At 54.1% G+C, this 23013-nt stretch carries 21 protein-coding genes; 13 read left to right on the plus strand and 8 right to left on the minus strand.

Annotated elements, in window-relative coordinates:
- Positions 1 to 4: 4 nt before the first annotated feature.
- From BMW31_RS03300 to tsaE, 6 genes are read left to right on the plus strand one after another with little or no spacing between them, the layout of a single operon-like run.
- On the plus strand, positions 5 to 1255 hold the full coding sequence (locus BMW31_RS03300) for a 3-phosphoshikimate 1-carboxyvinyltransferase (protein WP_091820992.1): 1251 nt from the start codon (positions 5 to 7) through the stop codon (positions 1253 to 1255).
- Positions 1252 to 1665 carry a hypothetical protein gene (locus BMW31_RS03305; protein ID WP_091820995.1) on the plus strand — a complete coding sequence of 138 codons (414 nt, stop codon included), beginning with the start codon at positions 1252 to 1254 and terminating at the stop codon, positions 1663 to 1665. The genes BMW31_RS03300 and BMW31_RS03305 overlap by 4 nt, the downstream gene beginning before the upstream one ends.
- Entirely contained in the window at positions 1666 to 2493 is an 828-nt protein-coding gene (locus BMW31_RS03310; protein WP_091820997.1) for a metal ABC transporter permease, read from the plus strand.
- Entirely contained in the window at positions 2480 to 5866 is a 3387-nt protein-coding gene (locus tag BMW31_RS03315) for a type IX secretion system periplasmic lipoprotein PorW/SprE (RefSeq protein ID WP_410524421.1), read from the plus strand. The genes BMW31_RS03310 and BMW31_RS03315 overlap by 14 nt, the downstream gene beginning before the upstream one ends.
- Positions 5867 to 5869: 3 nt before the next feature.
- A complete protein-coding gene (locus tag BMW31_RS03320) occupies positions 5870 to 7423 on the plus strand; it encodes a T9SS response regulator signal transducer PorX (protein WP_091820999.1) in 1554 nt (517 codons plus the stop codon).
- Between the two features lie 11 nt (positions 7424 to 7434).
- Positions 7435 to 7854 (plus strand): tRNA (adenosine(37)-N6)-threonylcarbamoyltransferase complex ATPase subunit type 1 TsaE, encoded by a 420-nt coding sequence (gene tsaE, locus BMW31_RS03325; RefSeq protein WP_091821001.1) that lies wholly within the window; start codon positions 7435 to 7437, stop codon positions 7852 to 7854.
- An 879-nt stretch (positions 7855 to 8733) separates the two neighbouring features.
- On the opposite strand, the gene trxA is transcribed toward tsaE, so the two are convergent.
- Both trxA and dnaE read right to left on the minus strand, forming a co-directional pair.
- Positions 8734 to 9048 (minus strand): thioredoxin, encoded by a 315-nt coding sequence (gene trxA, locus BMW31_RS03330; protein ID WP_091821003.1) that lies wholly within the window; start codon positions 9046 to 9048, stop codon positions 8734 to 8736.
- Positions 9049 to 9129: 81 nt separating this feature from the next.
- On the minus strand, positions 9130 to 12846 hold the full coding sequence (dnaE, locus tag BMW31_RS03335; RefSeq protein WP_091821005.1) for a DNA polymerase III subunit alpha: 3717 nt from the start codon (positions 12844 to 12846) through the stop codon (positions 9130 to 9132).
- Positions 12847 to 12985: 139 nt separating this feature from the next.
- Between dnaE and BMW31_RS03340 the strand changes: the two genes are divergently transcribed.
- The 4 genes from BMW31_RS03340 to BMW31_RS03355 all read left to right on the plus strand — a co-directional run bounded on the left by BMW31_RS03340 (position 12986) and on the right by BMW31_RS03355 (position 15524).
- Entirely contained in the window at positions 12986 to 13675 is a 690-nt protein-coding gene (locus tag BMW31_RS03340; RefSeq protein WP_091821007.1) for a phosphatidylserine decarboxylase family protein, read from the plus strand.
- 56 nt (positions 13676 to 13731) lie between these two features.
- Positions 13732 to 14460: a CDP-alcohol phosphatidyltransferase family protein gene (locus tag BMW31_RS03345; RefSeq protein ID WP_091821009.1), complete on the plus strand. Its 729-nt coding sequence runs from the start codon at positions 13732 to 13734 to the stop codon at positions 14458 to 14460.
- Between the two features lie 9 nt (positions 14461 to 14469).
- The gene (locus BMW31_RS03350) at positions 14470 to 14742 is read left to right on the plus strand and encodes a DUF4834 family protein (RefSeq protein ID WP_091821011.1); all 273 of its coding nucleotides are present in this window, start codon (positions 14470 to 14472) and stop codon (positions 14740 to 14742) included.
- An 89-nt stretch (positions 14743 to 14831) separates the two neighbouring features.
- Positions 14832 to 15524 carry a hypothetical protein gene (locus BMW31_RS03355; protein WP_091821013.1) on the plus strand — a complete coding sequence of 231 codons (693 nt, stop codon included), beginning with the start codon at positions 14832 to 14834 and terminating at the stop codon, positions 15522 to 15524.
- Between the two features lie 560 nt (positions 15525 to 16084).
- Here the strand turns inward: BMW31_RS03355 and pyrH are convergent.
- The 3 genes from pyrH to BMW31_RS03370 are packed head-to-tail and all read right to left on the minus strand — an operon-like array spanning position 16085 to position 17986.
- Positions 16085 to 16795, minus strand: a complete 711-nt coding sequence (pyrH, locus tag BMW31_RS03360; protein ID WP_091821015.1) for a UMP kinase — start codon at positions 16793 to 16795, stop codon at positions 16085 to 16087.
- 39 nt (positions 16796 to 16834) lie between these two features.
- Positions 16835 to 17578 carry a biotin--[acetyl-CoA-carboxylase] ligase gene (locus tag BMW31_RS03365; RefSeq protein ID WP_091821017.1) on the minus strand — a complete coding sequence of 248 codons (744 nt, stop codon included), beginning with the start codon at positions 17576 to 17578 and terminating at the stop codon, positions 16835 to 16837.
- 33 nt (positions 17579 to 17611) lie between these two features.
- Positions 17612 to 17986, minus strand: coding sequence for a YraN family protein (locus BMW31_RS03370; protein ID WP_091821019.1), 375 nt, complete (start codon positions 17984 to 17986; stop codon positions 17612 to 17614).
- A 90-nt stretch (positions 17987 to 18076) separates the two neighbouring features.
- Here BMW31_RS03370 and BMW31_RS03375 point away from each other — a divergent pair, with 90 nt between their 5' ends.
- The 3 genes from BMW31_RS03375 (at position 18077) to BMW31_RS03385 (ending at position 19891) form a co-directional block, all read left to right on the plus strand.
- A complete protein-coding gene (locus BMW31_RS03375; protein WP_091821021.1) occupies positions 18077 to 18532 on the plus strand; it encodes a nucleoside deaminase in 456 nt (151 codons plus the stop codon).
- A 176-nt stretch (positions 18533 to 18708) separates the two neighbouring features.
- Positions 18709 to 19305 carry a TetR/AcrR family transcriptional regulator gene (locus tag BMW31_RS03380; protein WP_091821023.1) on the plus strand — a complete coding sequence of 199 codons (597 nt, stop codon included), beginning with the start codon at positions 18709 to 18711 and terminating at the stop codon, positions 19303 to 19305.
- Between the two features lie 4 nt (positions 19306 to 19309).
- The gene (locus BMW31_RS03385; protein WP_091821056.1) at positions 19310 to 19891 is read left to right on the plus strand and encodes a flavodoxin family protein; all 582 of its coding nucleotides are present in this window, start codon (positions 19310 to 19312) and stop codon (positions 19889 to 19891) included.
- Between the two features lie 163 nt (positions 19892 to 20054).
- On the opposite strand, the gene BMW31_RS03390 is transcribed toward BMW31_RS03385, so the two are convergent.
- From BMW31_RS03390 to BMW31_RS03400, 3 genes are all read right to left on the minus strand, one after another.
- Positions 20055 to 20906 carry a Cbp1 family collagen-binding glycoprotein adhesin gene (locus tag BMW31_RS03390; protein WP_091821025.1) on the minus strand — a complete coding sequence of 284 codons (852 nt, stop codon included), beginning with the start codon at positions 20904 to 20906 and terminating at the stop codon, positions 20055 to 20057.
- Positions 20907 to 20909: 3 nt separating this feature from the next.
- Positions 20910 to 21608, minus strand: coding sequence for a 16S rRNA (cytidine(1402)-2'-O)-methyltransferase (gene rsmI, locus BMW31_RS03395; protein WP_091821028.1), 699 nt, complete (start codon positions 21606 to 21608; stop codon positions 20910 to 20912).
- A 718-nt stretch (positions 21609 to 22326) separates the two neighbouring features.
- Positions 22327 to 23013, minus strand: a 687-nt coding sequence (locus tag BMW31_RS03400) for an IS3 family transposase (protein WP_143049137.1), incomplete at its 5' end; no start/stop codon positions are given.

Genomic DNA, 23013 nt, shown 5'->3' on the forward strand with positions numbered 1-23013 from the left:
CACCATGACCTACAAGATAACACCACCCAGTCATATAGACACCACCATTGAGCTGCCCGCCTCAAAGAGCGTAAGCAACCGGGCACTCATCATCCATGCCCTCTCCGGAGGCGACATTCTGCCCCACAACCTGTCCGACTGCGACGATACGGGAGTCATCATCCAGGCGCTTAGCAAGATGCCTTACGAAATAGACATCAAGGCAGCGGGCACTGCCATGCGCTTCCTCACGGCCTATCTGAGCGTAACGGAGGGTGAGCATGTCATCACGGGCACCGACCGCATGAAGCGGCGGCCCATCGGCGCCCTCGTCGATGCACTGAGATATCTGGATGCCGACATTGCCTACGTGGACGAAGAAGGCTATCCGCCGCTCCTCATCAAGGGCAAACCGCTGCAAGGGGGCAAGATAGCAATACCCGGAAACATCAGCTCGCAGTACATCTCGGCACTGCTCATGATAGGCCCCAAGCTCGAGAACGGACTGGAACTGCAGCTCACCGACGACATCATCTCGCGCCCCTACATTGACCTTACGCTGTGGATTATGAGGGAGTTCGGAGCCAATGCCGACTGGACCGACGTGGATACCATTACCGTAAAGCCCGGACCATATCGGCAACAGGAATACCTCATTGAGAACGACTGGAGCGCCTCGTCCTACTGGTACGAGATGTTGGCACTCTGTAACGGCATGGATTCGGAAGTCAGGTTCACCGGTCTGATGGACGGCTCCAAACAAGGTGACTCGGTGGTGAAGTACATCTTCAGTCTTCTCGGCATCCGTACAGCCTTTGAAAACAAGGCACAAGGCACGCCGACCACCGTTACGCTAACCCGACATGAGAGCATGCTGACGCGGTTGGACTACGACTTCGTGAACTCTCCCGACCTGGCACAGACGTTTGTCGTAACGTGTGCCCTGATGGACAAGCCTTTCCACTTTACCGGGTTGGGCAGTCTGCGCATCAAGGAGACCGACCGCATTCAGGCTCTGAAGAACGAACTGCGCAAGTTAGGCTACCTTATCTACGAGCGCAACGACACCGAACTGCTCTGGGACGGAGCTCGATGCGAGCCCACCTTGGAGCCTATAGACACCTACGAGGACCATCGCATGGCGCTTGCCTTTGCCCCCGCAGCCCTCAAGTTTCACGGATTAAGCATCCGTAACCCCGAAGTCGTGACAAAGTCTTATCCCCGTTACTGGGACGACTTGCGCCAAGCCGGCTTCACAATTACCGAAAGTCTATGATTTATCTGTTTTATCTGCTGCTCTTTCTGCTCGTCGTGGTCGCTTTTGTCTGGTTGGCCCGACACAACCGAAACTCCCAAGAGGGCGATGGGGACAATGAGGACGACGACGTTATCCGCATCATCCCCACCTGCGCAACGTGCGACGGAGTGGACCCGAAGTGCGAACAAGAGTGCATGATGGAGGCAGCCACCAAAGACATAGAATATTACGACGACGAGGAACTGGATGCCTTCAAAGGCAGGGAGGCCGACGATTACACCGACGAGGAGGCAGAGCAGTTTGCCTACGTGCTGCATACCATGCGGCCTGAAGAGGTGAAGGGCTGGAACCGCAGCCTCATCCTGCGAGGTATCAACCTGCCCAATCAGCTCAAGGACGAGGTTATCATGATGATACAAGACGACTAAATGGAGATACTCGAATACGCTTTCTTCCGCCATGCGCTGCTCGGCGCCCTGCTGGCAAGCATCCTGTGCGGGTTTATCGGAACCTACATCGTGACGCGGCGGCTGGTTTTCATCAGCGGCGGTATTACCCATGCGTCCTTTGGGGGCATAGGAATAGGCGTGTTCGCAGGCATCAATCCGGTGCTGTCGGCCATGATTTTCGCCGTACTCAGCGCCTTTGGCGTGCAGTGGCTGTCGCGGCGTGGCGACGTAAGAGAGGATTCGGCCATCGCTGTTTTTTGGACTTTAGGCATGAGCGTGGGCATTATCTGCTGCTTCCTCACGCCGGGTTTCATGCCCGATCTTCCCTCCTTTCTCTTTGGCAGCATCCTGACCATCGAGCCGGCCGACCTCTGGTTGCTCGGAATTCTCACCCTCACGGTGGTTATTCTGTTCACTTTGTTCTACCGGCAGATACTCTACGTGGCCTTTGACACCGTGTTCGCACGCTCCCAACAGCTGCCCGTTACCTTCATAGAGTACATGATGATGGCACTCATTGCCATGACCATAGTCTCTACCTTGCGCATGGTGGGCATCGTGCTGGCCATCAGTCTGCTCACCATCCCACAGATGGCAGCCAACCTACTCACTTCCGATTTCAGGCAAATGATAGTCTACAGCATCCTCATAGGCTGGGTAGACTGCCTCTGCGGATTGGCTATTTCCTATTGGCTCAACGTGCCTTCGGGCGCTTCCATCATCTTTGTAAGCATCATTCTCTATCTGCTCATGCGCTGCATCAAGGCCATCAGTCAGAAAACAAACGGCAACCGTGAAACCGCATAACGCCACACATATTGCTCCGGTTGTCCTTACGCTCTGCCTGACGTTGCTGACAGCCTGCTCGACACAGAAGAACACCTCTGCGTCAAGATGGTGGCATTCGTTCCATGCACGCTATAACACCTACTTCAACGGCTCACAAGCCTACATTGACGGTTCTCTGGAAAAGGAGAACGGCAACCGTGACAACTACACGGAACTGCTACCCCTCTACACCGTAGGCAACAAGAACAGCCGCGACTTGGGCAAAGGCAACTTTGAACGGGCTGTGGAGAAGAGTGAGAAAGCCATCCATCAGCACAGCATCAGGCGCCGCCCGGTATGGGACAAACAGCGCCGCAAGACTGCCAAAGACATCGAGTGGCTCAATCGCAGGGAATACAATCCTTTCCTGTGGAAGGCGTGGCTCCTCATGGGACGTGCCCAGTTCCACATGGGTTCGTTCGAAGAAGCAGCCTCCACCTTTTCTTATATGAGCCGCCTGTATGCCACGCAGCCCGCCATCTACGGCCGGGCCAGGGCCTGGCTGGCCAAAAGCTACATTGAGCAAGGATGGATGTACGATGCCGAAGACGTAATTCGCAACATGCAGCGCGACTCCATCCACTGGCGTGCCGTTAAAGAATGGGACTATACCTACACCGATTATTATATCCATACGGGCGAATACGAAAAGGCCATTCCTTACCTGCAAAAGGTTATCAAGCACGAAATGCGCCGCAAGCAGAAGGCCCGTGAGTGGTATATCATGGGGCAGTTGCAGGCTGCCTTGGGTCGGAAACAGGAAGCCTACCGGGCCTTCAGGCGCGTGGTGCGGATGAATCCGCCCTACGAGTTGGAGTTCAACGCCCGCATCGCCATGTCGGAAGTGATGGCTGCAGGGCAGTCCAAGCAGATGATCAGGCGGCTGCAACGCATGGCGGCATCGGATAACAACAAGGACTATCAGGACCAGATATACTATGCCATCGGCAATATCTACCTGGCCGACCGCGATACCACCCACGCTATCTACGCCTACGAAAAAGGCAACGAGAAAGCTACGCGCAGCGGAATAGAGAAAGGTGTGCTGCTGCTTCGGCTGGGTGACCTGTACTGGCAACGTGAGAAATTCAGCGAAGCCAACAGATGTTACGGGGAAGCTATTGGCCTGCTTGATCAGGATCGGCCCGACTATAAGCAGCTGTCCGAGCGCTCCCGCATCCTCGAAAAGCTGGTTCCCTACACCGAGGCCGTACAGTTACAGGACTCGCTCCAAGCTCTGGCAAAGATGAACGAAACCGATCGCAACGCTGCCATCGACCGGGTAATAGACGCCTTCAAGCAGAAAGAGAAGAAAGAACGCAACGCACAGGCCGACGAAGAAGCTCAACGCATGCAGCAAGAGAGCGGAGGAATGGACCAGATGGACGGTCCGCTGACGCCAGTTGCCCCCACCCAGCAGGAGAGAGGCGTGTGGTATTTCTACAATCCGATAGCTGTGAGCCAAGGCAAAGCCACTTTCCAGCGGCTTTGGGGTAAGCGCGAGAACATAGACAACTGGCAGCGCGTGAACAAAACTGTGGTTGCCGGCATGGGTCAAGGTGAATTCCAAGGCAGCGCCGAGGGCGATTCGCTCGACATCCAGCCAGCTTCTGCCGACTCTCTCCAGCAGTATTCAGACAGTATTCAGAGCGACCCGCACCGGCGCGAATACTATCTGGCACAGATACCTTTTACTCCCGAGCAGCTTGCAGCCAGCAACCTGATACTCGAAGACGGGCTTTATAACTCCGGCGTCATCTTCAAGGACGAGCTCAACAACCTGAAACTCAGCGAGCGGAACTTGCGCAGACTGGTCGACAATTATCCCGATTACGAGCACATGGACGATGCCTATTACCACCTCTTCCTGCTTTATTCACGGCTCAACATGCCCAGCATAGCCAACGTCTACCTGAACAAGCTGTCAGCCGCCTATCCCCACAGCCAGTGGACCCGCATACTCACCGACCCGCACTACCGCGACAACGCTCGCTTCGGCGTACACTTGGAAGACTCGCTCTATGCTTCCACCTACAACGCCTTTAAGGTCGGACGCTACGGCGAGGTAGCTGCCAACGCACGCCTCTCGGCCTCCCGCTTCCCGCTTGGTGCCAACCGCGACAAGTTTATCTTCATCGGAGGACTGAGCAAGCTCAACGGCGGCGATGCCGCAGGCTGTCTGGCAGACATGCAGACCCTTGTGCGCGACTATCCGCAGAGCGAACTCAGCGAGATGGCGGGCATGATAGTGAACGGTGTGAACGCAGGACGAAGGCTGCGCGGAGGACGCTTCGACATAGGCGACGTGTGGAGCCGGCGGAGCGAAGTGCTCAACGACAGCGACTCCATAGCCGCACGCACCTTCAACAACGACCGCCAGGCAAACTTTGTCTTCATGGTTGTTTACAAGCCGGATTCCGTCAACGAGAACCAGTTACTGTTCGAATTGGCCAAATACAACTTCACGAACTTCCTCGTGCGGAACTTCGGTATCAGCATCGAAGATGTCGACGGCCTCCACCGCATGCAGGTAACAGGCTTCCGCAGTTACGACGAAGCCCTGCAGTACGCACGCCAGTTCCACCGCCAAGCCGGCATTGTGAAGCGGTTGGGCAACAGCCGCACCATCATCATCAGCGAGCCCAACCTCGAACTCTTGGGCGCTCCGTTCAGCTACGACGATTACGACAAATTCTATTCCAAGCACTTTGCTCCGCTCAAGGTGAGCACCTACAGACTGCTTACGGAACCTGCCGAAATCACTATCGGGCAGCAACCGGAGCCTACCCAGCAAGAGATAGACAACGTATTAGACGACGGCACCATTATCGACAACGGCCTCGAACAGCCCGACATCAACACAGGCACCTACGTGATACCCGAAGAGGAGCCGGTTGCCAAGCCCCGCACGGGCACCATCATAGAGCCGGAAAACAACCTGCCGCAAACTTCCGGACAGGGCACCACCATCGTGGTACCCGAGCAGAAGACCGCAGAAAAGCCCGCCCTGAAACCTGTCACCACGCCCCGAAGGCAGCCGGAGACCGTAGGACCCGTCAAGCGGCCAGCCACACCCGCACCACCTGCCAAGCCGGCTGCCAAGACTCCGACTGCCAAACCGGCACAACCCAAGCCCGCAAAGCCTGCAAGGCCGTTGCGGCAAAAGGACTATACGGGCATCTACTTCGACGACGGGTTCGGTTATGACAGGTCAGATTCCACCGCCGTCAGAAACACCAAGGGCAAGCCCGGCAGCAAGCCGGCCGACAAGTCGGCTGCAAAAAAGCAAGAGCCGAAGAAGAAACAGACCTTCGACCTTGAGGATGAATATTACGAATTAGAAGGATTTTAGAACATGACAAACGGATTACTACTTTGGGTAGACGACGAGATAGAACTCCTCAAGGCCCACATTCTCTTCCTGGAAAAGAAAGGCTACGAGGTCGTTACCGTGAGTAACGGCTCCGATGCCATAGAACAATGCCGCCAGCGCACCTTCGACCTCGTGCTGCTGGACGAGATGATGCCCGGCCTTACGGGGCTGGAGACCTTGCAGAAAATCAAGAAAATAACGCCCGCCACACCCGTGGTGATGGTTACCCGCAGCGAAGAAGAGAACATCATGGACCAGGCCATTGGCTCCAAGATTGCCGACTACCTCATCAAGCCCGTAAACCCCAGCCAGATACTGCTGGCACTCAAGAAGAACATACACCGCAGGGAGATAGTTACCGAGGTAACACAAAGCGGCTACCGACAGAACTACGGCGACATTGCCATGCAGATTTCCGACTGCCGAAGCACGTCAGACTGGATGGAAGTCTATAAAAGGCTGGTGCACTGGGAGCTGGAGCTGAGCTCTACCGACAGCAGCATGACGGAGATGCTGGCCATGCAGAAAGAGGAAGCCAACATCGGTTTTGCCAAGCACATCAAGAACAACTACCTGCAATGGATTGCCGGACAGGGTGCCGACCGCCCGCTGATGAGCCCCGACATCTTCAAGACAAAAGTCTTCCCCCTGCTCGACCGCAAGAAGAAAGTGTTCCTCATCGTCATCGACAACTTCCGCTTCGACCAGTGGCGCGTGCTCTCACAGGAAATTGGCGACATGTTCGATATCGACGAGGACATGTACATGAGCATCCTGCCCACCGCCACGCAGTATGCGCGCAACGCCATCTTCAGCGGGCTCATGCCCGACAAGATTGCCAAGATGTTCCCCGATTTATGGGTCGATGAGGACGAAGAGGAGGGCAAGAACCTGAACGAAGAGCCGCTCATACAAACCCAGATAGAGCGCTACCGCCGTCACGACACCTTCTCCTACAACAAGATAAACGACTCCGCAGGGGCCGAAAAGTTCCTCGAAAAGTTCAACGAACTGCGTAACTACGACCTCAACGTAATGGTGGTTAACTTCATCGACATGCTCTCTCATGCCCGTACGGAGTCCAAGATGGTACGCGAGCTGGCCAACAACGAGTCGGCCTACCGCAGCATCACGCTGAGCTGGTTCCGCCATTCGGTCATTGCCGAACTGTTGAAGAAGCTCGCCCAGAGCGACTACACCGTCATCCTGACCACCGACCACGGCAGCATACGCGCCTCGAAGCCCGTTAAAATCATCGGCGACCGCAACACCAACACCAACCTGCGCTACAAGTTGGGCAAGAACCTCAACTACAATTCCAAGGACGTCTTTACCGTCCACGACCCGGCCAAGGCGCTGCTGCCCTCGCCCAACATCAGCACCACCTACGTGTTTGCCACCGGCAACGCCTTCTTTGCCTATCCCAACAACTACAACTACTACGTATCCTACTACAAGGACACCTTCCAGCACGGCGGCATCTCGATGGAAGAGATGCTCATACCGCTCATAACCCTGAACCCAAGAAAACGATAAATATAAGCAACATGCAAATCAAGATTCAGTCATTAGACAACATCCGCGAGGCTGCCCGCCGGTTTACAGAGAACCTGGGCGAGCGCACCGTCTTCGCCTTTTACGGCAAGATGGGCGCCGGCAAGACAACTTTCATCAAGGCCGTATGCGAGGAGCTGGGCGTAGAAGACGTCATCACCTCGCCCACTTTCGCCATTGTAAACGAGTACCGCTCTGCAACAACCGACGAACTGATATACCATTTCGACTTCTACCGCATCAAGAAACTCGAAGAAGTCTACGACATGGGCTACGAAGATTATTTCTACAGCGGTGCCCTCTGCTTCCTGGAGTGGCCGGAACTGATAGAGGAAATCCTGCCCGGCGACGCCGTGAAGGTGACGATAACAGAACAGGAAGACGGCTCCCGCATCGTAGAATTCGATGCCTAATGGGCAGTCTGCATTTCTACAGGCAGCCACTTTGGCAGTTCCTCCATTCCTTTCCACCGCCTTTCAGTGCATCATCCCCTCCTACCCTCCCTTTTCCAAGTGGAGGATACCAGTTAGCCTTGCTACTAAAACCTGCCGTGTATCATGATTATAGGCAACGTCCAAGCATAAGAGGTTCCTCCACTTAGAAAGGAAAAGTTAAAAGAAGATGATGTCTATCAACTCTTACGCATAAGTTGCGAAAGGTCATCCCCTCCTCCGCCTCCCCTTTCCAAGGGGAGGATACCAATTTGACTTACTGCTATCATTCTAAATACAAGCAAACAAGTAGCTGCACGCAGCCGCCAGAGTATCCTCCTCTTGGAAAGGAAAAGTTAAGAGAAGATGATGTCTATCAACTCTTACGCATAAGTTGCGAAAGGTCATCCCCTCCTCCGCCTCCCCTTTCCAAGGGGAGGATACTGGTTTGACTTGCTACCAATAGCCACCGCACATCATGATTACAAGCAACGTGCAGGCGCCAGAGTATCCTCCCCTTAGAAAGGGGAGGTTAGGAGGGGATGATAATTTCAGTGAAAATGAAGTTGACGAACTAATAAAAGTACCACTCAAACAAACATGCAAATTCGGCCCTAAAAACATAAACTCTCAAATCAATATGTGGCTTTCAGGAACTTTCGACACTTGTCGCACGATTGTTTGACAAGTGTCACACATGAATTCCACACGTGTCGAAAGTTCCTGAAGCATAGCTTTTGCACTTCCTAAGCAGGTTATCAAACACCTCAAACGGCTGCAGCCGTCAGCACGACAGGCTGCAACAAAAAAGGCGTGCGGATGGTTTGTCCGCACGCCTTTGTTCTTTACAAATTAATACTGTTATAGGAGAGCCTTGAATTTCTCGTCGAGTACGGCCTTGGGGGCAGCGCCCACGAACTTATCGACCAGCTTTCCGCCCTTGAAGAAGAGGATGGTCGGGATGTTGCGTACACCGAACTCCATGGCTATGTCATCGTTTTCCTCAACGTCGCACTTTCCTACCACGATTTTTCCTTCGTAGTCATTGGCCAGCTCACTCACTACGGGGCCAACCATGCGGCAGGGCCCGCACCAGGTTGCCCACAAGTCTACTACCAATGGCAGGTCGCCATTCTTATAACTCTCGAAGTTCTGGGTTGTGATTTCTACTTCCATTTCTGATACTTTCTTTTATTCAATAATGTTGTTTGCAAAATTAAGCAATAATGTGGATACTTACAAACATTGTGCCAACTTTTAGTTGACATGATAGGACATGCCCTCGTGCTGCTCGATGTAAGTAATGAAGTCGCGCTTCAGGTTGATAGCCTTGTCGGCCGAACGGAGCAGAACGCTCTCCTTGTTCTCCACGTCCGTAATCTGGAAATAGAGCTCCGTGCGGCCAGGGTTCTCACTTACCAGCGTAGCGAGGTCGTTCACCTTGGTGTCGTCTACTATGCTGCTGTCCATCACTATGGTAAAACGCTCGATGCGGTTTTCCTTTACATCGTTCAAAAAAGAGATGTTCTGAATTTGCAGCCGCAGGTTGTTGGGATTGTTCCACCGCTGCACCACCTTGGCATTAACGTAGATGGTGTACTCCCGCTTGAGCATTCCGCTCCAGCGACTCCACTCTTCGTCGAAGAGCGTAAGCTCGCCCGTGCCGTCGTAGTCTTCGAGAGTGATGATGCCGAAGGGCTTGTTGGTGCGCGAGGAGAAGCGTTCCTTGACGTCGGTCACAATGCCGCCGAAGGTTATGTCCTCACGTTTGGCCAGCGTCAGCATATCGGCGTCGCGGCCCAACTCAGACACTCGCGTGTTGCACATCTCTGTTAGCACGATGCTGTAGTCGTCGAGCGGATGGGCTGAAAGATAGATGCCTACCAGCTCGCGCTCCATGTTGAGCTTCTCGATGGTGTTCCAACTCTCGGCCTTCGGTATGGGCGGCGTGGCTATATCCACATCGCTCTCGCCAAAGAGTGAATGCTCGGCCTCCATCTTCTCGTCCTGATAACGCTGTCCGTAGCGCACAAGCGAGTCGAGGAACATGTCGCCCTTGCCGTTGACGGCAAAGTACTGCTCGCGCTGCAGACCGAACCCGTCGAAGCCGCCGCTCTTGGCCAGGCTCTCGAAAGCCTTGCGGTTCACGTTGCGATAGTCAACTCGTTCGGCGAAATCAAAGATGTTCTTGAACGGCCCATTGGCGTCGCGCTCCTTGATAATGGCCTCTGCAGCTGCCACGCCCATGCCCTTGATGGCCGCCAGACCAAAGCGGATTTCGCCTTTCCTGTTCACACCGAAGTTCTCGTAGCTCTCGTTCACATCGGGCCCCAGCGTGGGGATGTTCATCGACCGGCACTCATCCATCAGCTTGGTTATTTCCTTGATGTCGGCCTTACGGCGCGTCATGATGGCTGCCATGAACTCTGCAGGATAGTGGGCCTTGAGGTAGGCCGTCTGGTAAGCTACCCAACTATAGCACGTGGCGTGCGACTTGTTGAAGGCGTAGGAGGCAAATTTCTCCCAGTCGGACCATATTTTCTCCAGTATCTTAGGGTCGTGGCCGTTGGCTTCGCCCTGCTTCAGGAACTTTGGTTTCATGGCATCAACGATTGCCTTCTTCTTTTTGCCCATGGCCTTACGCAGTGCGTCGCTCTCTCCCCGGGTGAAGCTGGCCAGCTGACGGCTGAGAAGCATCACCTGCTCCTGGTACACCGTGATGCCGTAAGTATCCTTGAGATACTTCTCCATGCAGGGAATATCGTACTTGACGAGCGAGGGGTCGTGCTTGCGTTTGATGAAGTCGGGAATGTAGTCCATAGGTCCGGGCCTATAGAGGGCGTTCATGGCGATGAGATCTTCAAACACCGTAGGATGCAACTCGCGCAGATATTTCTGCATGCCGGGCGACTCGAACTGGAATGTTCCGATGGTGCGGCCCTGCTGGTAGAGCTCGTACGTCTTGGGATCGTCAATGGGTATGTGGTCCAAGTCAACCTCTTCGCCCGTCGTGAGCTTCACGTTCTTAACGGCCTCCTTCAACTCCGAGAGGGTTTTTAGGCCCAGGAAGTCCATCTTGATGAGGCCGGTAGACTCGATGACATGGCCGTCGTACTGCGTTACTGCAGTCTTCAGTTCGGGAAAATCGGGGTCATCGGCCGTGCTCACAGGCACCCAGTTGCTGATGGGGTCGCGGCAGATGATGAAGCCGCAGGCATGTATGCCCGTGCCGCGGATGGTTCCCTCCAGCTTCTTGGCATATTTAATGGTATTGCGCTCCTTTGGGTCCAGGGACGCCTCGGCCTCCCTCAGCTCCGACGTACACTTGATAGCGTTGGTCAGGTTCATCTTCATGCCGTCGGGCAAACGGTCGGGTATGGCTTTCTTCAGCGCGTTGGAACGCTCCAGGGGCAGCTTTTCCACGCGGGCAACGTCGGCAATGGAGTTCTTCGTAGCCATGCTTCCGTAGGTTATGATGTGGGCACAGTTCTCCACGCCGTACTTGTTCATCACCCAACGCAGCACCCTGCCGCGGCCGTCATCGTCGAAATCAGTGTCAATATCGGGCAGGTTCACGCGGTCAGGATTGAGGAAACGCTCAAACAGCAAGTCGTATTTCAGCGGGTCAATCTTCGTGATACCCAAGCAGTAAGCCACCACCGAGCCGGCTGCGGAACCACGTCCGGGTCCCACCATAACGCCCAGCTCCGACTCTGCGGCATTGATGAAGTCCTGCACAATGAGGAAGTAGCCTGGGAAACCCATCGTCTTCATGACATGCAACTCAAAGTTCACGTGCTCTTTCACATGTTCCGGCAGCGGGTCGCCGTAGCACCGCCGCGCGCCTTCATAGGCCAGGTGCTTCAGGTATTCGGCCTCAAACTTGATGCGGTACACCTTGTCGTAGCCGCCCAGTTCGTCTATTTTCTTCTGTCCCTCCTCGGGTGGAAGCGTGTTTTCTCCATTCTCGTCGGACGAGAACTCTTTGAGCAAGTCTTCCTTGGAGTACTTCCGGCGGATGTCATCTTCGGTTCCGAAGCTCGCCGGTATGGGGAAGAAAGGCATGATGGGGCCGTGGTCGATGGAATAGAGTTCCACCTTATTCAGTATCTCAAGCGTGTTGGCCAAGGCCTCCGGCACGTCAGAGAAGATGTCGTTCATCTCCTGGCGCGTCTTAAACCACTCTTGTTTAGAGTAGAGCATGCGCGTGGGGTCGTCCAGATCCTTGCCGGTCGAGAGGCAAAGCAGATGGTCGTGGGCCTCTGCGTCGTCCTGGTTTTCAAAGTGGCAGTCGTTGGTACACACCAGTTTAATGCCGTACTCGTGGGCCAGCTCGATAAGAACCTTGTTGGCCTTCTGCTGCAGCGGGAAGGTTTCTCGGTTGGCCCGCTGCGACGGATCCTTTACTTCGTGGCGCTGGAGTTCCAGATAATAGTCGTCGCCAAACACGCGATGGTACCATTCCACGGCCTCGCGCGCCCCGGCGATGTCGCCGTGCAGTATCTTTGAAGGCACCTCGCCGGCTATGCAGGCGGTGCAGACGATGAGGTCCTCATGATACTTCTCCAAGTCCTTGCGGTCAGTACGCGGACGGTAGTAGTAGCCGTCTATCCACGCGTTTGACACGAGTCGTATCAGATTCTTGTAACCATTATAGTTCTTGGCCAGCACCACCAGATGGTAGCCGGAGTTGTCTCCGTTCTCCTTCACCTTGTCTTCCTTGTTGTGGCGGGCCACATACATCTCGCAACCGAAGATGGGTTTGAAAGGCTCCAGCCCCTCTTTGGCTCGCTGCTTGTTTACCGATGAGCAGTAATCCGCCAGTTCCTTGATGCCATACATCACGCCGTGGTCGGTCAGGGCCATGCCCTTCATGCCGTCGGCTATGGCCTTGTCTACCAGGCGCGGAACCTTTGACAAGCCGTCGAGGATGGAGTAATGGGTGTGGACATGCAGGTGTACGAAATCTTCCATATCTATAGTTCTGTCTTTGCTGAATAGGAGCTGTAAAGTTACTGCTAAATACCGACACAGCCAAAAGAATAAAGCGAAAAATTTGTGGCAATCATAAAAAAGGATTACCTTTGCAACAATATGAAACTGCCAATATAATATGGGTAAGAGAATCAAGAAACTGAAGAAAATACGCATACATCGCGAAGGCACCGATACGCTGGTGTGGAGCTTCATCATCATCGCGTCCGTGGCCCTGCTTCTTTGGCGCTCGTTCGACTCGAAGATACCGTTCTGGTGCTTTGTCGCCATTTTTGGAACTGCATACGCAATCGTCCTGAACTTTTACCGCTGCCCCATACGCTATTTCAAAGATGATACCGAGAAGCTGGTTGTTGCCCCGGCCGACGGCAAAGTGGTAGTTATCGAAGAAGTAGAAGAAAACAATTACTTTCACGACAAGCGCCTCATGGTGAGCATCTTCATGAGTCTGTGGAACGTGCACGCCAACTGGTTTCCCGTTGACGGGCAGGTCAAGTTCGTACGCCACTATGACGGCAACTACCACAAGGCCTGGTTACCCAAGGCCAGTGAGGAGAACGAACACGCCGATGTCATGATAACAACGCCCGAGGGTACCGACATTCTCTGCCGTCAGATAGCCGGAGCAGTGGCCCGCCGCATTGTTACCTATGCCAAGGAGGGCGAAGACTGCTACATCGACGAGCATCTGGGCTTCATCAAGTTAGGCTCACGCGTAGACGTGTTCCTGCCTCTGGGCACCGAAGTATGTGTCAAGATGGGGCAGGCAACCACAGGAGACCAGACGGTGATTGCCAAACTCGCATAACAACATCAGGGCCGGCGCTCCCGTCGGGAGAATGCTCCCTGCCTATCGCCACATACATGATAAAGAAGAATATACCTAACGCCATTACCTGCTGCAACCTCATTTCGGGCTGCATAGCTACCACAATGGCCTTTCTGGGCGACGTCCGCATGGCGCTGCTGTGGATTATCATCGGCGCCGCATTCGACTTTTTCGACGGCATGAGTGCCCGACTGCTCAAGGTGTCTTCGCCCATTGGCAAAGAACTTGACTCGCTGGCAGACGACATAACCTTCGGAGTGGCGCCCTCTACCATCGTTTTCTATGCGCTCACCATTATCGACTATCCCGACTTCCTCGAACCCCTGCGCTCCTTTCTTCCCTTTTTTGCCTTCGTGATGGCAGCCTTCTCTGCCCTCCGCCTGGCCAAGTTCAACCTCGACGAGCGCCAGACCACCTCCTTCATCGGACTGCCCACGCCGGCCAATGCCCTGTTTTGGGGCGCACTGGTGCTAACCCTCGAAGACCGGATAGCATCGCTGCCGTACATGGTGTTCGTACTCCTGGCCCTGGTATGCCTAAGCTGCTGGCTGCTGGTATGCGAGCTTCCCATGTTCGCACTCAAGTTCAAGCACTGGTCGTTCAGGGGCAACGAGGTGAAATATACATTCATGGGGCTGTCGCTCCTAGTGCTCGCAGGCTTCGGATTCCTCCGGGGCTGGTGGATTGTCATCGCCCTCTACTTCCTCATTTCGCTCGTACTGTACCTCAAAGAGCACTCCGGGGGCACCGCCAACGATAAATAACTACGGCCTATGGCAGCATTTTTCCAGTTCCTGCTTCTCATGTTCGTGGCGGCCTTCGTCATCATTGGCCTCTTCATCTACCGTGTCTACAAGCAGATACACGATGCAGCCCGCCAGTTCAAGAGCCAGATGGATGGAACCGCACAACAGCAGCAAGGCCGGCAGAACCGTACCTACGGAGACCAGGAAACGGTGGTTGACAACCGCGACCCGGAAGTAGCAAACCAGAAGATATTTACCGAAGACGAGGGCGAATACGTAGACTTCAAGGAAGAAGAATAGCCATTCGCGCCCCTAATCCAAGCTTCCGGGCAGCCTCGCCCCCACATCTCATGTCACCGAATACCAACAACTCTGAAACCTGTCAGCACATGCAAAACCGCATTCTTTTACTCTTCTCGCTCCTGTTAGCCGTCGCCGGCAGCAGCAAGGCACAGGTAAAGCTCTATGACCCCGAGGCAGAACTCTCCTTGGCGCTGGGAATCAACAGCAATACTGCCTATGAAATGGAAGCTGCCGTGGCCGTTTACCCCCTGCAGTGGGTGGGCGTTTCGCTGGGTTTTAACGTGAGCCGGCAACGCGATTCGGCATGGGAAGACATCATGCACACGTCGAACGAAAAAGCTGTCAGCTGGAATCTGGAAGAGAAAAAGCTGATAGCATGCTCTCTGATACCCGCACTCAGCCTGCGCACCCCCGTGCTGCATCTGGGCAAGCACCACGCCGACGGGCTCTTTCTGCAGGCCGACGCAGGGCTCTACACGGTGCTGTTTCCCAACCAAAAGGTAACTTTTAACATCGTGACGCCGCAGGGAGCGGGCCAGTTGAACCACTCCACGGAGACGCGAACCAACCATAATGCCCGCTGGTTCTACGGGCGCGGCAAGTTCAGCGTAGCCTACCGGCTTGACGAGACCGTTTTTTCAGCCGGCTGCAGCGTGTCCGACTTCGATGTTTATGGCGGCTTGCGCAACATCCAGATACACGGAGAACAGCTGAACAATTACCTGCCCGAACGCGAAAACACCATCACTTTCTTCGTTTCCATAGCTGCAACGCTCTGACGGCATGGCACGACGGGACTCACAAAACTGCATCAGCCCTGTCAGAAAACTTGCCCGATTTTAACACACCATGCGCCGGTCAGAAAGATGAGAAAAGTGCAGTTCAGGGACTGAAAACAGCCTGTCGGCAGCCCCTTTTTGGCCTCCGGAACAATCAAAAGCATGCTTTCAGTTGCTGTAAGCATACAATCAGCGTTGCAAAATGACATCATCAAGCCGCTTGATGCTATGCTTTGAGAACGCCGGAGCTATCTTTCGGCGTGGCCGAAACATAGCTTCAGCCTTTCCGAACACAGACTGCAAGGAACAAACTGCTGATTTACAGTTATTTAAAGAAAGAGCAACAATCAGGCTGTTTTCATCCACAAGGCTAGCCGAATGAAAACTCGCACAAACTGAAAAGTTAAATTGTAAAGGGATATGCGGCGTTTTAACATATCCCGAAAGGCGTCTGCAACATTGCTACGGGGAAGCTGCAATGGCCTGCGGGCTAACAGCCTGAAGTCCTGCCGGTAAACAGTGCAGGCGCGTTCAGCATATTGAACGCGCCCGCAACTGCTTTAGTTGTGCACCAGCGTGCCTATGTCTTCGCCGTCGATAACGCGCTTCAGGTTGCCCACTACGTCCATGTTGAACACGTAGATGGGCAGGTTGTTGTCCTGGCACATGCAGATGGCGGTAAGGTCCATTACCCTCAGTCCGCGCTCCAGCACCTCTTTGTAGGTTATCTCGCTGAACTTCACGGCCGTTGGGTCTTTCTCGGGGTCGGCCGTATAGACACCGTCTACGCGCGTACCCTTCAGCATCACGTCGGCCTCTATCTCTATGCCGCGCAGCGACGAGCCTGTATCCGTGGTGAAATAAGGGCTGCCGGTGCCGGCCGAGAAGATGCAGACGAGCCCGGCTTCCATAGCTTCAATGGCTTTCCACTTGTTATAGAACTCGCCGATAGGCTCCATGCGAATGGCCGTCAGGACTTTATTTCCAACGCCAATCGCACCAAGAGCCGAGCTCAACGCCAACGAGTTGATGACCGTGGCGCACATTCCCATCTGGTCGCCCTTTACGCGGTCGAAGCCTTTCTGGCTCCCGCTGAGTCCGCGGAAGATGTTTCCGCCGCCTATCACGATGCCTATCTGCACGCCCATGTCGTGTACTTCCTTGATTTGACGGGCGTAGTCTGCCAGCCGCTCGGGGTCTATGCCGTAGTTCTGGGTGCCCATCAGGCTCTCTCCCGACAGTTTCAGGAGTATTCGTTTAAATCTTGCCATAAGTGTATTGTTATTGAATGGTTTGTCTGTTGCCGGGGTTCAGGGGTTGGAGGGCAGGCAGAACGCCACCTCCTTGAAGGCGTAGGAGCGCGCATGGCCGGTGCGGTCGCGCAGGATGAGGTGCCCGTCGTCCTCCACTTCTACGATGGCCGCCTCGAACTCTCCATCCTCATCGCAGAACCGATGGAAGCCGCTGCGGCAGTAGAGTGCCTCGTGATAAGGCGCGGTAATGGCCATGTAGTCGCCGTTTACGATGCAGTCGTAGTAGCTGCCGAAGGCCCGGAGCACGCGGTCCAGCACCTCGCGGGGCGGCACCTCCGTGCCGGTTATCTGCACCAAGGACACGGGGTTGGGCGCCGGACTGGTAAAGAGGCGCTGGTTAACGTTTATGCCAACGCCGAGGATGCAGTCGTGTATGCGGCCGCCGGCTATCTTGTTCTCGATGAGGATGCCGCAAATCTTGCGGTCGTTCCAGTAGATATCGTTGGGCCACTTTATGGTCAGGCAGTCCGTATAGGCACTCAGCGCGTCGCGAACGGACAGGGCAACGGCCTCGGAGATAACGAACTGGCCGGCTACAGGCAGCATCAGGGGATGCACGAGGATAGAGAAGAGCAGGTTCTTACCCGGCTCGCTCTCCCACGTATTGGTGCCCTGGCCGCGTCCACGGCGCTGGTAAGTTGCCACGGCCACGGTCATCTCCTCGTCCGCCGCAGGCTTGTAGGCCCGCAGGTAGCTGTTGGTGCTGTCGGTCTCGGTCAGTTCTATGAGTTTGGTATTCATGCTTTTGCTTTGTAGGTTGCCGCCTTTCAGCCCTCACGCGAGCAGCGGATTAAAGGCGTTCTCAATGTGTTCGATGCGGCAGTGGGTATCGTCGGTGCCCACAACGGAAATGATGTCGAACCTCACCTCGCAGTCGATGGCGAACTGGCGGATGTAGGTATCGGCGGCGATGCCGATGTTCCGTATCTTCTTTCGGTCCACCGCCTGCTCCGGTTCCTCCAGGTCGGCACTGCTGCGGGTCTTCACTTCGGCGATGACAAGCAGCCGTTCGTCTTGCGAAATGGCCACAATGTCGAGGTCGCGGCGGCCGTCACGCCAGTCTCTGTCGCGTATGGCGAAGCCTTGGCTGCGCAGATAAGCGGCAGCCTTTTCCTCACCCCATTTGCCCAAATCGTTGTGTTCTGCCATCAAGGAAATGCGTGTAGATGTTGCAAAAATACGACTTTTATTCTACAACTCAAATAAAATGTCTTACTTTTGCACAAAAAGGAGAAAGCTATGAGTAAGGATGAAGAACAGCAGAAGCAGGACGAGCGCTTCATGCAGATGGCGCTCAAGGAGGCCGAAGCGGCCCTGCAGGAGGGCGAGATACCGGTTGGCGCCGTAGTCGTGTGCCGGGGCAGGATTATCAGCAGGGCCCACAACCTGACCGAAACGCTGCACGACGTGACGGCGCACGCCGAGATGCAGGCCATAACGGCGGCTGCCAACCAGCTGGGAGGCAAGTATCTGCAGGACTGCACGCTCTACGTAACGGTGGAACCCTGCGTGATGTGCGCTGGCGCCATGGGCTGGGCACAGCTTAGCCGCATCGTCTTCGGCGCGCCGGATGAGAAGAGGGGCTATCAAAAACACGCTCCCGACGCCCTGCATCCTAAGGCTGCAGTAACATCGGGAGTGTTGGAAGACGAGTGCCGGGCACTCATGCAGAATTTCTTCAAGGCCAAACGATAGCTCATGCGATAAGCCTTGAAGGCTTTTAGAGCTGACCATGAAAGGCAGAGCCGGTAAAGAACGGCAGAGCCGACCACGGCAAGTCTCAAGGCTGGAATAGTGTTAAAGTCGTTAAATTGCTTGTTTGTGTCCATGCGGTTACATAATTTTGTAGCCGATTACATACAACAAGCAATATGGAAAAGAACAGGGCGACGACAGAGGCTAAACTGCTTCAGGCAGTCGGCGAAATCATAGCACGGGATGGTTTTGAAGCATTGGGCATTAGAAAAATAGCCGAGCAAGCAAATGCCAACAAGACTTTGATTTATAGATACTTCAATTCCATGAACGGTCTTATCGTTGCTTATCTGAAAGCGAACGACTTCTGGACGAGTCCCAAAAGCACCAATTTCAATGGAAAGAATGCGAGAGAGCATTTAAAAAACTTCTATAGACAAGAGGTTTCCCTGCTTAGAGCCAATGTTGCCTTGCGCAAGTTGAGGTGCTGGGAACTAACGACAGAGAATGAACTCATCGACGAAATCAGAGAGCGGAGGGAGGAAAACGGCAGACAGTTCATGGAAGAAATGGTGCGCTATGCCGCAACTGAGAAGAATAATATTCAGGCTATCGCTACACTTTTGGATGCTGGCATTGTCAATCTGGCATTGTGTGCAGACAAATTCCAGTTCTACAATGGCATTGACATACAAAGTAACGAAGGCTGGGAACAGATTTTACGGGGGATTGACACGCTGATAGACGCTCTTGTAAAATCAGAAGATGAATGAAGATATGAAAAGAATACTGATAATTAACGCAAGTCCACGCCGGCGCGGTGGCATCGATCGCATGTTGACGATTATAGAAGATGAGGCAAGGGCGTTAGGCGCAGACGTGGAAACCGTACGCATAAGCCAGCTGACTATAGCCGCCTGCACGGGGTGCATGGTATGCAGAAAGAAACTCGCGTGTATACTACCGGAAGACGGGGCACAAAGTACGTTAGGAAAAATCAAGGCTTCTGATGTGCTGGTTATCGGCGCACCATGCTATTGGGGCAACATGCCGGGGACACTCAAACTGCTTTTCGACAGGATTGTCTACGGCATGATGGACGAAGATAAGCGAGGCATTCCCGTAGCATTGCACAAGGGTAAGCAGGCCGTAATCATTTCTTCCTGTACTACCGTTTGGCCATTTAACATACTGTTCCACCAAAGTAGAGGCGTGGTAAGAGCTTTGAAGGAAATATTAAAGTGGAGTGGCTTTCGCATCATAGCTACTATGGAAAAGGGGGGAACCAAGAACCACCCGGACCTCAAGGAGGTAGAGAGGAGGAAATGCATAAGAATTGCAAAGAAAATTGCCATTTGAAATCCATTAACCACACAAGAAGCTCTCTTTACATGGTAATAATCCATTAACCGTTCCCGCCCGTGAAACAGGGACAAGTCCTGTTAGCCGAGAGACCCGAAGACAAGAAAAAAGGACTGCCACATGAAAGCGACAGTCCTTTAATATTCTTAGTCATTGCGGTCTACTTCACGAGGATGACCAGATACTTGCTGGTACTCCAGAATATCTGCGGGTTGGTGATGTTCAGAACGTACATCTTGTTGGCGTCTTGAGTGAGCGTATAGCTGCTCGAGGGGTGCATGGTAAGCAGGCGGGCAGACTTGGAATAGAGCTTAATCTCCTTGTCCACACGGATGTCTATCTTCGTAAAATAGCTCTTGTTGAAGTTAGACTGCAGCACTTTTCCGTCCACCAGGATGTGCTGATCCTTAAGTTCTTTCTTGGTGCCGAATACGAACCACGCCGTGTTAAGCTGCTTGTCCTGGTTGCTGATGGTCTGGCTCTTGGCCTGGTTGTCGGTAGTAAGAGTGTTCACATTCGTGTTCAGGTTGTTGATAGTTTCGTCCAACTCGGTAATGTGAATGTCCTTGGAATCGAGTTCAGCACGCAGTTGCTGCAGCTGCTGGTCCTTTTCGTCCAGCTGCTTGGTCAGGTTGGCGATGGTTTTCTTGAGCTGGTCGCCGCTGAAACTGCTCTCGCGCAGCTGCTGCTGCAGTTTCTTGATGAGCTCGCGGTTACGCTTCATGGTTCCTGCTATGAACTGCATGTTCTCCTTAATCTGCTGATTCTTGTTCACGCCCTCACCATCTTTGGCCACGCTTACGCGCTGTTCGGCCTCGTTGATTTCACGGAAGCCCTCCTGGATGTCGTTCAGGGTTCCCATCATATCATTAATTTCGTTGTCTCTCTGCGCGATTACCTTCTGCAGCGAGTCAGCCTCAGCCATGTTAGCCATGTCGGGCGATGATTTCTTGTCTGAACAGCCGGTCAACGCAAAAACTGCGATGCAGGCGAAATACAATAACTTTTTCATAATTTATTCCATTTTAGATTTATTTTCTTTGGGCTTTATTCCAGCCAAAACGATTACGATTTCACCACGGGGTGCAGTCTCCGTGAAGTGCTGAATGACTTCAGCCAGCGTGCCGCGCACATGCTCCTCGTGCACTTTAGAGATTTCGCGGGCCACGCTAACCTGCCTGTCGTCGCCGAATACAGCAGCAAACTGCTGCAGCGTCTTGAGCAGGCGGTAGGGCGACTCGTAGAACACCATCGTGCGCGGTTCGTCCTTCAGCGAGGCGAGGAACGACTGGCGCCCTTTCTTCTGGGGCAGAAAGCCCTCGAAGCAGAAGCGATCGCACGGCAGTCCTGACGACACGATGGCCGGTATACAGGCCGTGGCGCCCGGCAGGCATTGTACCTCTACACCCGCTTTGGCAGCCTCGCGAGCCAGCAGGAACCCCGGGTCGCTGATGCCGGGGGTGCCGGCGTCGCTGATGAGAGCTATCGTCTGCCCGCCCTTGAGCCGCTCTACAATGCCGGCCGAAGTTCCATGTTCGTTGAACTTATGGTGCGACATGAGGTGGTTCTGGATGCCGAAATGCTTGAGCAGAATGCCCGACGTGCGGGTGTCTTCAGCCAGTATGAGGTCGGCCTCGCGCAGTACACGCACGGCGCGTAGCGTCATATCCTCCATGTTTCCTACCGGTGTAGGTACTATATACAACGTGCCCATATTATCGGCAAATATAGTTAAATAATCCGCTCATGCAAAAAAAGGGCCTATTTCTTTGCAATTTTTAAAACGTCTTTGTTTTTTTAGTCCAAAACCACGTTGTTAGTATAATTATTGTTGACTGTCAGGGCGGAACCGGGTGCATATCACCGTTTTCTGTTAAAGAGTGTGTAAGCATCACGAGGCGGAAGAAACAGGAAGACGACAGAAACCGAGAACGGAAAACAGAGACTGAAAACAGCGTTTCCGCACGGGTTGCAGAAAGGCTGTAGTCGCCTCATGCCGCACTTCAGAATGTATGTACGGAACACCCTGCCCGCCTCCTTCCAACAACCGAAAGCTATGCTTCGGGAACTTTTGACAAGTGTCGCACGATTGTGTGACAACTGTGAAACGCTTGTGCGACACTTGTCGAAAGTTCCTGCTCCATGCCTGCAACATCGCAGTCCACGTCCTGTCCTGGATTTAGTTGACAGTTTTTGTAGTTAAATGTTCTTTAGGTTGACAAGAAATTTCTTATGTGGAAATATAGTTGTCAGGTTTTTCTGTTAAGTGCACTTCGGGTTGACAGCTGTCTTCCGGATGCAAAGTTAATCATTTTCTGTTTTCTGTGAGCTCTTTGACCTCCTTATTTTAAGTGGAACGTTGAATTGATGAAAAACACCGGGGGGCGGCCTTGCGGCCGGGGGCTCGCAGCCCCCGGGAGCCTCTGTGGCTGTCATGCGGCCTGGGAAAGGAGCCGCTGCATCTCTTCCATGGGCGTGCGCATGCCCAGGCTCTGGTGCGGACGCACGGTGTTATAGAGCTCCACGGCCCTGGCGAGGAGTTCCTCTACCTGCCGGAAAGTCTTGTCCTGTGTCTCGAAGAGCCAGCCGTTCTTCACGGTGTTGTTCACTCTCTCGGCCAGTGCGTTGTGCAGCGGGTCACCCGTCTGCGTCATGCTTATCCTCATGCCGAGGCTCTTGAGCAGGCCGGTGTACTCGTTGCAGCAGTATTGGACGCCGCGGTCGGAGTGGTGTATCAGGCCTTCCGTGGGCACGCCTTGGCCGGTGTAGAAGTCAGCGCCCATCCTCATGGCCTTGATGGGGCCTTCGCGGCAGAGCGTGGGACAGAGTGCCCAGCCCACGATGAGGCGTGAGGCTGCGTCGGTGACAAGCGAGAGATAGGCCCAGCCGCTCTCTGTGGCCACATACGTAATGTCGGCCACGCAGAGCTGACCGAAACGTGTGGGGCGGAGCTTGGGCGTGGTGTTGAGCAGGTCCTCATAGATGTAGTAGTTGTGGTTGGAACAGGTAGTCCTGGGCCGCTTGCGGTTCCGCCGGCACAAGCCGTTGGAACGGAAAAGCCCGTAGCACTGGTCGCGCCCGATGATGAACTTCCGGCCGAACCTGCGGCGGCAGAGCTC

It is taken from the genome of Prevotella sp. kh1p2 (assembly GCF_900111525.1).
Classification (GTDB): domain Bacteria; phylum Bacteroidota; class Bacteroidia; order Bacteroidales; family Bacteroidaceae; genus Prevotella.

What these genes read in the sequence shown, in the direction of transcription:
- BMW31_RS03370 (WP_091821019.1), bottom strand. Translation starts at nt 17,986, where the DNA reads ATGGCAGAACACAACGATTTGGGCAAATGGGGTGAGGAAAAGGCTGCC.
- BMW31_RS03350 (WP_091821011.1), top strand. Translation starts at nt 14,470, where the DNA reads ATGGCAGCATTTTTCCAGTTCCTGCTTCTCATGTTCGTGGCGGCCTTC.
- BMW31_RS03320 (WP_091820999.1), top strand. Translation starts at nt 5,870, where the DNA reads ATGACAAACGGATTACTACTTTGGGTAGACGACGAGATAGAACTCCTC.
- BMW31_RS03355 (WP_091821013.1), top strand. Translation starts at nt 14,832, where the DNA reads ATGCAAAACCGCATTCTTTTACTCTTCTCGCTCCTGTTAGCCGTCGCC.
- dnaE (WP_091821005.1), bottom strand. Translation starts at nt 12,846, where the DNA reads ATGGAAGATTTCGTACACCTGCATGTCCACACCCATTACTCCATCCTC.
- BMW31_RS03305 (WP_091820995.1), top strand. Translation starts at nt 1,252, where the DNA reads ATGATTTATCTGTTTTATCTGCTGCTCTTTCTGCTCGTCGTGGTCGCT.
- BMW31_RS03385 (WP_091821056.1), top strand. Translation starts at nt 19,310, where the DNA reads ATGAAAAGAATACTGATAATTAACGCAAGTCCACGCCGGCGCGGTGGC.
- BMW31_RS03300 (WP_091820992.1), top strand. Translation starts at nt 5, where the DNA reads ATGACCTACAAGATAACACCACCCAGTCATATAGACACCACCATTGAG.
- BMW31_RS03345 (WP_091821009.1), top strand. Translation starts at nt 13,732, where the DNA reads ATGATAAAGAAGAATATACCTAACGCCATTACCTGCTGCAACCTCATT.
- trxA (WP_091821003.1), bottom strand. Translation starts at nt 9,048, where the DNA reads ATGGAAGTAGAAATCACAACCCAGAACTTCGAGAGTTATAAGAATGGC.
- BMW31_RS03380 (WP_091821023.1), top strand. Translation starts at nt 18,709, where the DNA reads ATGGAAAAGAACAGGGCGACGACAGAGGCTAAACTGCTTCAGGCAGTC.
- pyrH (WP_091821015.1), bottom strand. Translation starts at nt 16,795, where the DNA reads ATGGCAAGATTTAAACGAATACTCCTGAAACTGTCGGGAGAGAGCCTG.
- BMW31_RS03365 (WP_091821017.1), bottom strand. Translation starts at nt 17,578, where the DNA reads ATGAATACCAAACTCATAGAACTGACCGAGACCGACAGCACCAACAGC.
- BMW31_RS03390 (WP_091821025.1), bottom strand. Translation starts at nt 20,906, where the DNA reads ATGAAAAAGTTATTGTATTTCGCCTGCATCGCAGTTTTTGCGTTGACC.
- BMW31_RS03375 (WP_091821021.1), top strand. Translation starts at nt 18,077, where the DNA reads ATGAGTAAGGATGAAGAACAGCAGAAGCAGGACGAGCGCTTCATGCAG.
- BMW31_RS03310 (WP_091820997.1), top strand. Translation starts at nt 1,666, where the DNA reads ATGGAGATACTCGAATACGCTTTCTTCCGCCATGCGCTGCTCGGCGCC.
- rsmI (WP_091821028.1), bottom strand. Translation starts at nt 21,608, where the DNA reads ATGGGCACGTTGTATATAGTACCTACACCGGTAGGAAACATGGAGGAT.
- tsaE (WP_091821001.1), top strand. Translation starts at nt 7,435, where the DNA reads ATGCAAATCAAGATTCAGTCATTAGACAACATCCGCGAGGCTGCCCGC.
- BMW31_RS03340 (WP_091821007.1), top strand. Translation starts at nt 12,986, where the DNA reads ATGGGTAAGAGAATCAAGAAACTGAAGAAAATACGCATACATCGCGAA.